The 13,674-nt window shown below is 69.9% G+C and carries 13 protein-coding genes; 5 read left to right on the forward strand and 8 right to left on the reverse strand.

Annotated elements, in window-relative coordinates; genetic code table 11:
• Nucleotides 1-156: 156 nt before the first annotated feature.
• From QRN26_RS16925 to QRN26_RS16940, 4 genes are read right to left on the reverse strand one after another with little or no spacing between them, the layout of a single operon-like run.
• On the reverse strand, nt 157-996 hold the full coding sequence (locus tag QRN26_RS16925; RefSeq protein ID WP_285037647.1) for a class II fructose-bisphosphate aldolase: 840 nt from the start codon (nt 994-996) through the stop codon (nt 157-159).
• Nucleotides 993-2,006, reverse strand: coding sequence for a 1-phosphofructokinase family hexose kinase (locus QRN26_RS16930; RefSeq protein ID WP_285037648.1), 1,014 nt, complete (start codon nt 2,004-2,006; stop codon nt 993-995). Before QRN26_RS16930 ends, QRN26_RS16925 begins: the two co-directional genes overlap by 4 nt.
• Nucleotides 2,003-2,881, reverse strand: coding sequence for an ROK family protein (locus tag QRN26_RS16935; RefSeq protein WP_285037649.1), 879 nt, complete (start codon nt 2,879-2,881; stop codon nt 2,003-2,005). Before QRN26_RS16935 ends, QRN26_RS16930 begins: the two co-directional genes overlap by 4 nt.
• Nucleotides 2,878-3,762 (reverse strand): SIS domain-containing protein, encoded by an 885-nt coding sequence (locus QRN26_RS16940; RefSeq protein ID WP_056782099.1) that lies wholly within the window; start codon nt 3,760-3,762, stop codon nt 2,878-2,880. Before QRN26_RS16940 ends, QRN26_RS16935 begins: the two co-directional genes overlap by 4 nt.
• 176 nt (nt 3,763-3,938) lie before the next feature.
• Between QRN26_RS16940 and QRN26_RS16945 the strand changes: the two genes are divergently transcribed.
• The 5 genes from QRN26_RS16945 (at nt 3,939) to QRN26_RS16965 (ending at nt 9,459) form a co-directional block, all read left to right on the forward strand.
• Nucleotides 3,939-4,727, forward strand: coding sequence for a DeoR/GlpR family DNA-binding transcription regulator (locus QRN26_RS16945; RefSeq protein ID WP_056010991.1), 789 nt, complete (start codon nt 3,939-3,941; stop codon nt 4,725-4,727).
• Nucleotides 4,728-4,987: 260 nt separating this feature from the next.
• Complete coding sequence (locus QRN26_RS16950) at nt 4,988-6,238, forward strand: Gfo/Idh/MocA family protein (protein ID WP_285037650.1); 1,251 nt, start codon at nt 4,988-4,990, stop codon at nt 6,236-6,238.
• A gap of 23 nt (nt 6,239-6,261) precedes the next feature.
• Nucleotides 6,262-7,596, forward strand: coding sequence for an ABC transporter substrate-binding protein (locus QRN26_RS16955; protein ID WP_285037651.1), 1,335 nt, complete (start codon nt 6,262-6,264; stop codon nt 7,594-7,596).
• Nucleotides 7,597-7,607: 11 nt separating this feature from the next.
• Nucleotides 7,608-8,537 carry a carbohydrate ABC transporter permease gene (locus QRN26_RS16960; RefSeq protein ID WP_056011982.1) on the forward strand — a complete coding sequence of 310 codons (930 nt, stop codon included), beginning with the start codon at nt 7,608-7,610 and terminating at the stop codon, nt 8,535-8,537.
• Nucleotides 8,530-9,459, forward strand: a complete 930-nt coding sequence (locus QRN26_RS16965; protein WP_082456197.1) for a carbohydrate ABC transporter permease — start codon at nt 8,530-8,532, stop codon at nt 9,457-9,459. Before QRN26_RS16960 ends, QRN26_RS16965 begins: the two co-directional genes overlap by 8 nt.
• Nucleotides 9,460-9,463: 4 nt before the next feature.
• Here the strand turns inward: QRN26_RS16965 and QRN26_RS16970 are convergent, their stop codons facing one another.
• Genes QRN26_RS16970 through QRN26_RS16985 form a run of 4 tightly spaced genes read right to left on the reverse strand, consistent with a single transcriptional unit; the run spans nt 9,464 to nt 13,674 of the window.
• Nucleotides 9,464-10,660: an acyl-CoA dehydrogenase family protein gene (locus QRN26_RS16970; protein ID WP_285037652.1), complete on the reverse strand. Its 1,197-nt coding sequence runs from the start codon at nt 10,658-10,660 to the stop codon at nt 9,464-9,466.
• The gene (locus tag QRN26_RS16975) at nt 10,657-11,883 is read right to left on the reverse strand and encodes an acyl-CoA dehydrogenase family protein (protein ID WP_082498613.1); all 1,227 of its coding nucleotides are present in this window, start codon (nt 11,881-11,883) and stop codon (nt 10,657-10,659) included. The genes QRN26_RS16970 and QRN26_RS16975 overlap by 4 nt, the downstream gene beginning before the upstream one ends.
• Nucleotides 11,880-12,545, reverse strand: a complete 666-nt coding sequence (locus QRN26_RS16980) for a methionine ABC transporter permease (protein WP_056011000.1) — start codon at nt 12,543-12,545, stop codon at nt 11,880-11,882. The genes QRN26_RS16975 and QRN26_RS16980 overlap by 4 nt, the downstream gene beginning before the upstream one ends.
• Nucleotides 12,538-13,674, reverse strand: a complete 1,137-nt coding sequence (locus QRN26_RS16985; RefSeq protein ID WP_285037653.1) for a methionine ABC transporter ATP-binding protein — start codon at nt 13,672-13,674, stop codon at nt 12,538-12,540. The genes QRN26_RS16980 and QRN26_RS16985 overlap by 8 nt, the downstream gene beginning before the upstream one ends.

A 13,674-nucleotide genomic window follows, 5' to 3' on the forward strand; every position in this document is an offset into this window, starting at 1 on the left:
CCCTATCTCCCGCGCGCTCGAAGGGGTATCGAGCTCGGGAGGCCGGAGGGTGATCGCGGGGGGTCGATCGGTTACCGGTGGTCCTGCCGGAAAAACTCCGACAGCAGATATATTAACAGCTCAGCGCGCGACGTTGCTGTGCGTCGGCTGTGAAGCTCAGTCGGTCGCGAGGAGGCGCAGGATCCGAGCGGTCTCGTCCGCGACCGCCTGTCGACCGGCGCGGACGTAGGTGCGGGGGTCGACCAGCTCGGGGCGTTCGACGAGGACACCCCGGACGGCCCGGGTGAACAGGCCGTTCAGGTGCGTGGACAGGTTGATCTTCGTCATCCCCGACCGGACGGCCGCACGGAGCTCGTCATCAGGGAGGCCGGAGGATCCGTGCAGCACGAGCGGTACGGCGACCGACTCACGGAGTCGTCGGATGAGGTCGTGGTCGACGGCCGCTTCTCGGCTCGTCATGGCGTGCGAGGTCCCGACGGCCACGGCGAGTGCGTCGACGCCGGTCGCGGCCACGAACGCGGTCGCCTCGGCAGGCACGGTCCGGGCTCCTGGCGCGTGGACACCGTCCTTCCCGCCCACCTCACCGAGCTCGGCTTCGACGGCGACGCCACGCTCGTGGCAGAAGTCGACCATCTCCTTGGTGGCGCGCACGTTGTCCTCGTAGGGGAGGGTCGAGGCATCGAACATGACGCTGTCGACCCCGAGCTCGACCCCTTCGCGGATGAGCTCCGCCGACTCGACGTGGTCGAGGTGCACGAGGACCGGCACGGTCGCCGCCCGGGCGATGGCCAGCGAGGCGAGCGTGATGGGGGCGAGCGAGCCGTGGTACCGCACGCAGTTCTCGCTGATCTGCAGGATGACCGGCAGTCCCGCTTCCTCGGCACCGGCGACGATGGCCTCGGCGTGCTCGAGCAGGACGACGTTGCACGCGGCGATCCCCGCGTTCGACGTCGATGCGTGGCCGAGGAGGGTGGTGAAGTCGATGGCGGTGGTCATGGGGTCACTCCCGAGTGGTCTGCGGCGGATTCGGACGGTGTGGTGGACGACGGTGTCGGCACCGCGGATGGTCCGGTGGTGGAACGGATGGGTGGGGCGAGGAAGCTGCGGAACGCGTCGAGGTCGATCGACCCGGCGACGGGCTCCAGCACGGCCGCTGCTCCAGCGGCGGCGGCGGTCCGCAGCGCCTCGGGGAGGGCGTCTCCGGCGAGGAGGGCTGCGACGAGTCCGGCGGTCGCGGCATCGCCGGCCCCGGTCGGGTTGCCGCGCACACCGGGGACGGCCGGCACCTCGTACTCGCCCGCCGCGTCTCCGGCGGTGAGGCCGTCGGCGCCGCGCGAGATGACCACGGTGCCGGCGCCGAGTGCGAGGAGGGCCGCACGGGCGGCGGTGAGCGTGGAGGTACCGGTCGCCTCGAGGGCCTCTTCGAGGTTGGGTTTGAGGATCGTCGCCCCGGCTCTCGCGGCGGCGAGCAACGCCGGCCCGCTGACGTCGACGACGACCGGGACTCCCGCGTCGACACCGACCCGCACGATGGAGGCGACGACGGTGTCGGGGGTGTTCGGCGGCAGGGAGCCGGACAGGACGAGCATGCTCGCGCCCTGGACCGCGATCGTGAGTTCGGTCGTCACCGCGGCCCATTCCTCGGGCGTCACCGCCGGCCCGGCCTCCGCGAACAGGGTGGGGTGGTGGTGGCCGTCGACCACCGCGACCGTCGAACGCGTCTCGTCGGCGAGGGAGACCACGCGGGTGGCGAGTCCGTCCGACTCGAGGGCGGTCCGGAGCCACGAGCCGGAGGAGCCGCCGAGGGGGAGTACCTGCACGGTGGGGATGCCCAACATCGCGAGGACGCGGGCGACGTTGACGCCTTTCCCGCCGGCGCGTCGGACGACGGAACCGACGCGCTGCGTCACGCCGATCTGCTGCTCGGCGACCTCGTAGGTGATGTCCACCGCGGGGTTCGGTGTCACGATGACGACTTGGCCGCCGTCGAGGCTCGGCGTCGTCATCGTGCCGTGACCAGACGTCGGGCGAGGATGCCCGCACCGACCGTTGCTGCCTCGTCGCCGTGACGGGCGGGCAGGATCGCCGGCACACGCACGATCGCGAGGCGGTCTCGCAGGGCGCGTTCGAGTGGTTCGAAGAGGGCTGGGCCGGCGAGGGCGAGTCCGCCGCCGACGACGATGGCGGCCGGTGCGGCGACGACGGTGATGCCCGCCAAGGCCTCCGCGAGCGCGTCGATCGCGTCGTTCCAGATCGCGACGGCCGGAGCCTTACCGCGAGCGGCCGCATCGGCGACGGTCTTGGCGTCACGGGTGCCCGCGCGCCTCGCGATACCGCCTGCCGACGCGAGCTCCTCGACGCGGAGTCCGCGGTGCGGTCCGTCCTGGATCACGCGCTGCCCGATCTCGCCCGCCCAGCCACCGCCGGCGAAGGGGACGCCTCCGATGACGAGCGCCGAGGCCAGGCCGGTGCCGACGGGGACGAACGCGATGGTGCCGTGGATCCCCGCCGTGGCCAGGGACACCGCCTCGGCGAGGGCGCCGGCGCGGACGTCCTGACCGAATGCGAGCGGGACGTCGAGCGAGGGGCGGAGCAGTTCCGGGAAGGCGAGGTCGCGCCAGCCCAGGTTGACGGCGTGGATGCAGACGCCCTGTTCCTCGTCGACCACGCCGGGGACGACCACGCCGACCGCGACCGGTGGCGAGACGGCGTGCGCGGTCTCGACGAGGCGCAGGACGACGTCCCTCGTCCGGCTGCCGGACGGGTCGTCGACCGGGGTCGCCTCGCGCCAGCGCCCGAGGACCGTGCCGTCGGCCGCCGTCAGTGCGGCTTTGACGCCCGTCCCGCCGACGTCGACCCCGAGGACCGCTCCGGCGGTCACGGCGTCAGGATGACGGAGCGCGTGAGCGAACGGGGGTGGTCGGCGTCGAGCCCGCGGGCCTCCGCCAGGGCGATCGCGAACCGCTGGGCGACGACGAGTCCCGCGATGGGGTCGAGGTCGTGCTGGACGAACGTCGCGCCGGTGGCCGCGACGTCGTCGGGCAGACCGGCAGGCGTGGGCCCGAGCGACCAGACGAGCCGGCCGGGCTGCGCGATGGCGATGGGGCCGTGGCGGTAGTCCATGGCCGGGTAGGACTCCGCCCAGAACTGGGCCGCCTCGCGCGTCTTGAGCGCGGCTTCGAAGGTGAGGCCGACCGCGTGCCCGAGCCCGATGAACGACACCTGGTCGGCCGAGAGGTGGTCGTCGATCGGGATGGTCAGGGCCTGTTCGGCCTCGACGGCGAGGGCCTCGACGTCGTGACCGAGCGAGCCGCGGAGGAGCGCGAGCGTCGTGGTGGCGAAGCGGGTCTGCACGACCGAGCGCTCGTCGGCGAAGGGGAGCGCGACCACGTGGGCCGCCGGGACTGTCGCCGGCGAGTCCTCGACGGCCGTGATGAGGACCGTGGTCACCGACTCGCCGACGGCCTCGAGCAGCTGCACGATCTCCGTCGTCGTGCCGGAGCGCGAGATCGCGACGATGCGGTCGTAGTCGCGGACACCCGGGAACTCGGAACCGGCAAACGCATCGGTGATGCCGAACCCGGCCTGTTCGCGGAGGACGGCGTAGCTCATCGCGATGAACCAGCTCGTGCCGCACCCGACGACCGCGACGCGCTCGCCCGGCTGCGGCAGCACGGCGGAGAACTCCGGGACGAGGGCGGCTGCGGTGCGCCAGGAAGCGGGCTGCGACGCCAATTCGGCGGCGACGAAGGTGTCGGGCATGAAGTGCCTTTCGCGTGGAGGGACGCGATCGCGACGGGGCGATGCGTTGGGAGCAACCATACCGGATCGAATCTGATCGATACCAGAGCAAATCATCAGAATCGATCATACTGACGCTCGCCGAGCGCCCATATGATGGTCACAGTACGCCCGACTCGATCCGAAATGCAGGACAGATGACGCAACAACAGCGACTCAACGCCCTGCTCGAGCTCGTGAGCGAACGCGGCAACGTGACGATCGCCGAGATCGGCGAAGCACTCGGCATCTCCGCCGCGACCGCGAGACGCGACCTCACGGCACTCGCCGAACAGCGTCTCGTCACCCGGACCCACGGCGGTGCCGCGGCGCTCGGCACCGGCTACGAGCTGCCGCTGCAGTACAAGATCGCGCGCCAGGCCGACGCCAAGCGGGCCATCGCGAAGGCGGCGGCCACGCTCATCAACGTGGGCGACGCCGTGGGACTGAACGGTGGCACCACCACGAGCGAGGTCGCGCGGGTGATCGGTCGGAGCGAGCACCTCGTCCGCTCCGACGGGGACGCGTCCGTCACGATCGTCACGAACGCGCTGAACATCGCCTACGAGCTGTCGGTGCGGTCGCACGTGAAGATCGTCGTGACCGGCGGCGTCGCCCGCCGGCAGTCCTACGAACTCGTGGGCTCGCTCGTCGCCGGCGCGCTCGCTGAGATCGCCCTGGACGTGGCGATCCTCGGCGTCGACGGGCTGAGCGCGCAGTTCGGCGCCACCACCCTGCACGAGGGTGAGGCCGCTGTGAGCCAGGAGTTCGTCAAGGTGGCGAAGCGGGTCATCGTGGTCGCCGACAGCACGAAGATGACCAAGGCGACCTTCGCCCGCATCTGCCCGCTCGACCGCATCGACGTGCTCGTCACCGATGCGGCGGTGGATCCCGCCCTGGCCGAGGCCCTCGCCACGGCTGGCGTCGAACTCATCATCGCCGACTGACCGCGGCCGGTCCGCCCGTTCCGGCGCCCTGCGACGTCCCGGGTCCCGCCGGTCGCTGGGCCTCCTTCCGGGTCACTGAGCCATCCCCCGGTCACTGAGCCTGTCGAAGTGCGACCCCGCTCCACATGTTTCGGCGCGGTAAAACCTCTGCACCGCATCTGCCGAGCCCCTTGCGTGATCGCTGTGATCGCCTATTGTCATTTCATGATCGTTTTGGCATCATATGAATCAACTTCACGCAAGGAAGCGGATGTGATCGAGTGAGCAACGCACCAGCCACCACCCCCACCGGGCTCCGGGTCGCCGTCATCGGCACCGGTCAGCGCGCGTACATCGCGGAGCACGTGGCCGCGAGCCCGACGCCGGCGGCGATCGTCGCAGCGGTCGACACCACCGAGATCGGTCGCAGCCGAGCGCGGCAGATGTTCGGCGACGACCTCGACGTCTTCGACTCCCACCAGGCGCTCATCGCCCAGGGCGGTATCGACGCCGCGATCGTCACGACGCCGGACTGGACCCACAAGGAGATCGCGGTCGACCTGCTGCGTGCCGGCATCGCCGTGTACCTCGAGAAGCCGCTCGCGATCACGCTGGACGACGCCGATGCCGTGCTCCAGGCCGCCTACGAGTCGCGGACGCCGCTCTACGTCGGACACAACTTCCGCCACGCCGCCGTCGTCCGACTCATGCACGAGGTCATCGAGCGGGGCGAGATCGGCGCGGTCAAGTCCGTCTGGGTGCGTCACTTCGTCGGCAACGGCGGCGACTACTACTTCAAGGACTGGCACGCCGACCGTTCGCGCGTGAACACCCTCCTCCTGCAGAAGGCGAGCCACGACATCGACGTGGTCCACTTCCTCGCGGGTGCCTACACCCGGCGCGTCGTCGCGATGGGCGACCTCGCGGTGTACGGCGAGGTCGAGGACCGCGAGGACCGCAGCGGCCAGACGATGGCCGACTGGTTCTCCTACGACAATTGGCCGCCCGAGGAACAGCGCGGACTCAACCCGGTGGTCGACGTCGAGGACGTCTCGATGATGCTCATGACCCTCGACGGCGGGATCACCGCGAGTTACGAGCAGTGCCACTTCACGCCCGACTACTGGCGGAACTACACGGTCATCGGCACCCACGGCCGACTCGAGAACATCGGCGACACCGCCGGCGGGACGGTCAAGGTCTGGAACCGCCGACGCACCTGGAGCACCGAGGGCGACGCCGAGTACCCGATCGTGGGCGTCGAGGAAGGGCACGCCGATGCCGACGTCGACACCATGAACGAGTTCCTCGCCTTCGTGGCCGACGGGACCCCGACCACGCTGTCCCCGGTCGCCGCACGGCAGGCGGTCGCCGCCGGTGCGCTCGCCGCGCACTCGCTCCGGAACGGCTCGATCCCGCTCGACGTGCCTCCTCTCGACCCGACGCTCGTCGAGTACTTCTCCTCCCTCACCACCAGCACCGCGACGCCTTCCAGCACTGCACCGCACTCCCTCGACGCCACCGCCCGGTAGCGCACCTCGAAAGGACTCCCGTCATGCCTTCGTTCTTCACGAACCACACCTCATCACCAGGTGGCCGCGCCCGTCGCCGTGCCGTCCTCAGCGGCATCGGCCTGCTGGCCGCCGCAGCCCTCACCGCCGGGTGCAGCACCGGTGGCGGCGGCGCGACCGGCGGCGAGTACGCCGCAGCCCCGAAGGACCTCAAGGCCGAGATCACCTACGGCGTGTGGGACCAGGCCCAGGTCGCGGCGATCGACGCCAACATCGAGGCGTTCAACGAGGTCTACCCCGACATCACCGTCAACGTGAACGTCACGCCGTGGGCGTCCTACTGGTCGAAGCTCCAGACGCAGGCGTCGAGCGACACCCTCCCCGACCTCTTCTGGTTGAACGGCCCGAACTTCCAGGTCTACGCGGCCAACGGCAAGATCGAACCGATCACCGGCGCCGTGAAGGCGGGCGACATCGACCCGAAGAACTACCCCGAGGCCCTGAACGAGCTGTACTCGCTCGAGGACACGCAGTACGGCGTTCCGAAGGACTTCGACACCGTGGGTGTCTGGGTCAACACGGCCCTGTTCGAGCAGGCCGGTGTGGCCCTGCCCGCCGACGACTGGACCTGGGACGACTTCGACACCGCAGCGCAGACGATCTCGACGAACCTGAAGGACCAGGGCGTCTACGGGGCCGCAGGCGGTATGGACGGCCAGACCACGTACTACAACACGATCCTGCAGGCGGGCGGCGAGGTCATCAACGCCGACCAGACCGAGTCCGAGTACGACAGCCCCGAGGCACAGGAAGGGCTCCAGTTCTGGACGGACCTCATCGCGAACGGTTCCTCGCCCAACATGCAGCAGCTGACGGACACCCCGGCCGACCAGTGGTTCACCTCGGGCAAGGTCGCCATGTACTGGGGCGGCAGCTGGCTGCGACCCCTCGTCGGTGAGTCCGACGTCGCCGCCACCACGCAGGCCTTCCCGCTGCCGATCGGCAAGGAGCAGGCGACGGTCATCCACGGCGTCTCCAACGTCGTCGCGTCCGCGAGCAAGAACAAGCAGGCAGCCCAAGCGTTGCAGGTCTTCCTCGCGAGCGAGGAAGCGCAGCAGCAGCAGGGCGACCTCGGTGCCGTCATCCCCGCGTTCACCGGCACCCAGCAGTCCTTCGTCGACTCCTACCCGACGATGAACCTGCAGGTCTTCCTCGACGCCCTCGACTACGCCAAGCCGCTGCCGGTCTCGGAGAACACCGCGGCATGGAACGCGCTCGAGGTCGAACTCCTGCCCGACGCGTTCAGCGGCGACAAGCCCGTCTCCGACGTGGCGAAGGAGATCGCCGAGCAGATGAACGCCGCCCTGGCCAAGAAGTGACGGGTCAGACCGTGACGCGCACCCCGTCGGCGCCGCTCTCCTCATCGAGAGCGGCACGGCGGGGTGCCGCCCGCGGCGACGGTGCCTGGCCGTGGGCGTTCGTCCTCCCGCTCCTCACCGGCATCGGCGTCTTCTTCATCTGGCCGATGATCCAGACCGCCTACTACTCGTTCACCGAGTGGGGCGTCTTCGGCGGAACCACCTTCACGGGTGTCGAGAACTACGTGCGGCTGTTCGCCGACCCGCGGCTCTACGCCTCGCTCGGCAACACCCTCATCTACACGGCGGTGGTGCTCCTCGGCATCCCGATCGCCGTCTACCTCGCCAGCCTGCTGAACCTCCCGGGCCTCCGCTTCGCGAGCTTCTACCGGGTGCTCTTCTTCCTGCCGTACGTGGCGATGCCGACCGCCGTCGCGATCGTGTGGCGCATCATCTTCAACGGCGACTTCGGCATCCTCAACTACACGCTGTCGCTCGTGGGCATCGACGGTCCGTACTGGATCAGCACGCCGGGGACCGCGATGTTCGCCGTGGCGATCGTCGGCCTCTGGTCCTCGCTCGGTTTCTCGATGATCATCCTGGCCTCCGGGCTCAAGAACATCGCGCCCGAGCTGTACGAGGCCGCCGAGCTCGACGGGGCGACCCGCTGGCGTCAGTTCCGCTCCATCACGGTGCCGCTGCTCACCCCAAGCATCTTCTTCGTCACGATCATCACGGTCATCTCGAGCTTCCAGCTCTTCGACCTGCTGTACGCGATCCTCGGCAGCACGAACCCCGTGCTCCCCAAGAGCATGTCGCTCGTCTACTTCTTCTACGACCAGGGCTTCGTCCAGAACGACAAGGGCTACGCGTCGGCCATCGCGATCGTGATCTTCCTGATCATCGGACTGGTCACGCTCCTGCAGTTCCGGCTCCAGAAACGATGGGTGAACCATGACTGAGCAACTCACCGCGACGGCGCCGCTCACCACCCGCGCCGTCACCGTCCCGGGATCCGGCCGCCCGACCGCCGCCTCAGCCCGCCGCCGCGACGCCGGTCGCCCCGGCCAACGACGCGGGTCCCACGTCGTCGCCCACATCGTGCTCGGTGTCGGCGGCCTCATCATGGCGTTCCCGTTCATCTGGCAGATCATCATGTCGCTGTCGACGAACGCGGAGGTGCAGAGCGTGGTCCCCACGTTCTGGCCGGCGGAACTGCAGTGGCAGAACTACGCCGCCGTGTTCGAACGGCTCCCGTTCCTCGACCAGCTCCGCACCTCGATCCTCATCACGGTCATCCGGACCGTCGCGCAGATCGTCCTCTGCACCATGGCGGGGTACGCGTTCGCCCGCATGCGGTTCCGGGGACGCACGATCCTGCTCGCGGTGACGCTCTCGATCCTCATGGTGCCGTCGCAGGCGTACCTCATCTCGCAGTACCAGATCGTGCAGGGCTTCGGCTGGTTGAACACCACGCTCGGCATCGTGGCACCGGGCCTGTTCAGCGCGTTCGGCACGTTCCTCATGCGGACGGCGTTCCTGAACCTCCCGACGGAACTCGAGGAGGCCGCCCGGATCGACGGGGCCGGACCGTTCCAGATCTTCTGGAAGATCATGCTCCCGCTCGCGAAGCCGAGCATCAGTGTGCTCGCCATCACGACGGTGCTGTGGTCGTGGAACGAACTCCTCTGGCCGCTCGTGGTCTCGACCTACGCGAACTCCATGCCGCTCGCCGCCGGGCTCGCGACGCTCTCGAGCGACAAGACCACGGACTATCCGGTGATGATGGCGGCGTCGATCCTCGCCATGGCGCCGGTGCTGATCCTGTTCATCGTGCTGCAACGCCGGGTGATCGACGGGCTCGCGTTCTCCGGGCTGAAGTAGGGCGTCAGGCCTCGCCGGTGCTCCACCAGGAGACGATCGGCGTGCCGTTGACGAGGTGGTCGCCGATGGCCCTCGCCTTGAAGCGGGCCGGGTTGTGCGAGGCGATCGTGCGGGCGTTCCGCCAGTGCCGATCGAGCGCGAGATGCGTCTCGACGGCGCTGGCGCCGCCCACGTCGAACAGGGCGGTCGCCGCGTCCAGCACCGCGGGCAGGATCACGAGCTGTGCCCGGGCCGTGGCGAGCTCGACGGCGGCGAGCTGCGCTCGGATACGTTCGGGATCGCCATCGAGGATCGCGCTGCTCGAACGCTCGAGCGCGGTCGTCGCCGCAGCCAGCGCCGCGTCGGCCGCGAAGGACTTCGCCGACAGCTCGCCGACGACCTCCTGCACGATCGGGTCACCCTGAGCGGTGGAGGCCGCGCCATGGCTGTACGTCCTCGTCCGCGCGCGGACGAACCCGGCGGCGTCGTCGACGATCGCCCGCCCGATGCCGGTGACCGCGGCGAGCAGGACCAGCTGTACGAACGCGCCACCATGTGACGGCCGGTCCGGTTCGCGTCGGACCACCGTCGACGGATCGACCGCGACATCGGTGAACACCGTCGTGCCGCTGCCGGTCAAGCGCTGCCCGAACCCGGTCCAGTCGTCGATCCGATCGACGCCGGGGGCGCCCGTGTCCACGAGCACCGAGACGAACTCGCCGTCCTGCTCGGCCGCGACCCCGACGAGGTCGGCGAACAGCGTGCCCGTGCTGTAGAACTTCGTCCCGTTCAACCGCAGCCCCTCGGGCGTCTCGGTGAGGCGGGTGGCGAGCGAGCCCACCTTGGCGGTCGAGCGTTCGTGGCTCGCGTTCCCGACGACGGCGCCGTCGGCGAGCCGGGCGAGGCGTGCCTCCCGGTCAGCGGACGCCGGCGCGTGCAGGGTGCGGTCGAGGTAGGAGAAGTGGGAGCGGAACAGCTGCGCGAGGTTGGGGTCGCGTCTGGCGAGTTCCGCGAGCAACTCGAAGAACTCGCCGTGCGTGGCCGCATCGCCGCCGTGTTCGCGAGGCAGGGTCACCCGGGTGAAGCCGGCCTCGCGAAGCGCTTCGACCTCGGCATACGGCAGGCGGCGCTCGCGCTCCCGCTCAACGGCGCCCCGCCCGAGTTCGTCGAAGAGCGGAGCGAAGCGCGCGACCAGATCCCTGTCGACGGTCGTCGCGCTCATGACGCCTCGCCATCCACCGTGACCGCCGCCGAAGCGGTCGCCGAAGCCGGCACCGGGGCCGTCGTCGCCGGTTCCGCGTCCGGCCGCGCGCCAGGCGCCTCCCACTCGGGCAGGGTGCCGAGCAGTTCGAACTGCCCAAGGGCCGCCGCTCGTTGGACGGCCGGGTTGTGCGAGGCGATCGTGCGGACGTTTCGCCAGTGCCGGTCGAGCGCCGACGCCCGACCGACGGCGGAGGCCCCACCGACTTCGAAGAGCCGGCTGAGCGCGTCGAGGACGAGCGGGAGGACGACCTGCTGGACGCGGAAGACCTCCAACAGCGTCTCGCGGGCGGTGTCGGGACCGTTGCCCGACTCGCCCAGGGTCCGGGCGGCGGCGAGGACGAGCGCTCGGGCGGTGTGGACGACGCTGCTCAGCTGTCCGACGATCGCCTGCACGAGCGGATCCTGGCTGGGCAGATGCTCGCCCGCGTGGCCGACCGTGCGACGTCGCGCCCGCACGTAGTCGACGGTGTCCTCGAGCGCGCGCTGCGCGATCCCGGCGACCACGCCGAGCAGGATGAGCTGCTGCAGGGCGCCGGTGCGGTGCCATGCCGCCGCGTCGCCGCGGTGGACGACGAGGTCGCGAGGGTCCACCGGCACCCGGTCGAACGTCGTCGTGCCGCTCCCGGTCAGCGGTTGGCCGAAGCCGTCCCAGTCGTCCACCGAGCGGGTTCCTGGGTCGTGCGCCGAGACCGTCGCGGCGACCCGATCCGTGCCGTCGAGGGCCGACAGGTGGATCCAGTCGGCGTAGATGCTGCCGGTCGTGTAGTACTTGGTGCCCGTGATCGTCAGCGTCTCGCCGTCGCGGTCGAGGACGGTCTCGAGGTGGGCCGTCGCGTGGCGCTCGGACTGCGCGTTCCCGACGAGGTCACCGTCGCGCAGCCGGGCGAACCAGAGCTCGCGGTAGGCGGCGTCGGGTGAGGCGAGCAGGGACTCGACGAACAGGATGTGCCCGCGCCAAACATGCCCGAGGCTCGAATCCGCGGCGGACAGGGCGATGAGCCGGGTGAAGAGCTGCTCCAGGGTGAGCCCCGCGCCACCGGACTCCCGTGGGACCCGGGCGGCGGCGAAGCCGAGCCGCCGGAGCTCGGCGACCTCGTCGAACAGGAGGCGCCGGTCGGTCTCGCGCGCCACGGCGCCGCCGCGGAGTCGGGCGAGGAACGCGTCGAAGTCGGTGTCGTTCATCGGTGCAGCACCCGCTTCGCGAGGACGTTGCCGAGCAGTTGCGCGAGCTGCACGAGGACGACGAGGGTGATGACGACGAGGCCGACGACGATCCAATCGAACCGCTGGTAGCCGTAGGTCATGGCGAGGTCGCCGAGCCCACCGCCACCGAGCACGCCGGCCACGGCGGTGGCGTCGACGAGGGCGACGAGGATGTACGTCAGCCCGAGGATGAGCGGCCCGAGCGCCTCGGGGACGACGATCGTGAAGAGCACCCGCGCGGGGCTCGCCCCCATGGCGGCGCCGGCCTCGATCGCGCCCGGCGAGACGGCGACGAGGTTCGACTCGGAGACGCGCCCGATCGCGACGCTCGCGACGAGGATGAGCGGGATCGTCGCGGGCAGCGGTCCGAGCCCGGTACCGAACACGAGCCGCGTGAGTGGGATGAGCGCGATCGCGACGATGAGGAACGGCACCGGCCGGATCACGTTGATGATGAAGTTGAGGACACCGAACACGAGGCGGTTCTGCAGGAGGTTGCCGGGACGGCTCGCGTAGAGGAGCAGGCCCAGCAGGATCCCGATGACGGTCGCGACGGCGAAGGCGACGGAGACCATCAACCCCGTCTCGCCGATGGCCTTGAGGAGACGGGGGAAGAACGCCTCCGGGTCGAAGTCACGCATGGGTGTGCTCCTTCAGGATGGTGGGGTCCTCGGCGCGTGGTCGCCCTTCGACAGGCTCAGGGACCGAGGCGTGGGCGTCAGGGACCGTGGAGTGCGGCGCCGGCCCCGGGTCGATGGCGGTGACGGTCGCCGTGGCACGGAGCCCGTCGATGGCGGCGTCGACGCGGTCGTCCGGGCCGAGGAGTTCGACCGTGAGACTGCCGAACAGGCGGCCCTGGAGCTCGTCGACCCCACCGAACACGACGTTGAAGTCGATGTCGTTGTCGCGGGCGACCCGCGAGAGGAACGGGTGGTTGGTGTCGCGATCCTCGACGTGCAGCTGCACGAGCCGCCCGTGGTGCACGGCCCGGATCTTCGTGAGCACCTCCTCGGAGGGGATGTGGTGCAGGACGGAGGAGACGAAGCGGCGCGCGGTCGCCGTGCGAGGCGCGGAGAACACCTCGTAGACGCTGCCCTGCTCCACCACCTCGCCGTCCTCCATGACGGCGACCCGGTCGGCGAGCTCGCGGATGACGTCGATCTCGTGCGTCACCAGCAGGATCGTCACCCCGTACTCGGCGTTCACCCGACGGAGGAGTTCGAGGACCTCGCCGGTCGTCTGCGGGTCGAGGGCGCTGGTCGCCTCGTCGGAGATGAGGATCTCCGGGCGCGTGGCGAGGGCTCGTGCGATGCCGACGCGCTGCTTCTGTCCACCCGAGAGCTGCGAGGGGTAGGCGAGCGCTTTGTCGCTCAATCCGACGAACGCGAGGAGTTCCTCCACGCGGTCGAGGATCTCGGCGTCCGGCACCTTCGCGAGCTTCAGCGGGTAGGCGATGTTCTTGTAGACGGTGCGTGACTCCAGGAGGTTGAACTGCTGGAAGATCATGCCGATCCGTTGGCGTGCCGTGTACAGCGCTGATCCCGAGAGCGCCGAGATCTCGAGTCCTTCGACGATCACCCGTCCGGTCGTCGGGCGCTCGAGCGCGTTGACGGTGCGCAGGAGCGTCGACTTGCCGGCGCCGGAGTAGCCGACGATGCCGAAGATCTCACCTCGCTCGACCGTCAGGTCGACGTTCCGAAGCGCCTCGAAGGCGCGGCCCTGCACCTCGAACGTCTTGCTGACGTCCTCGAAGGTGATCGCGGTACTCAT

The organism is Plantibacter sp. ME-Dv--P-095 (genome assembly GCF_030209365.1).
Taxonomy (GTDB): domain Bacteria; phylum Actinomycetota; class Actinomycetes; order Actinomycetales; family Microbacteriaceae; genus Plantibacter.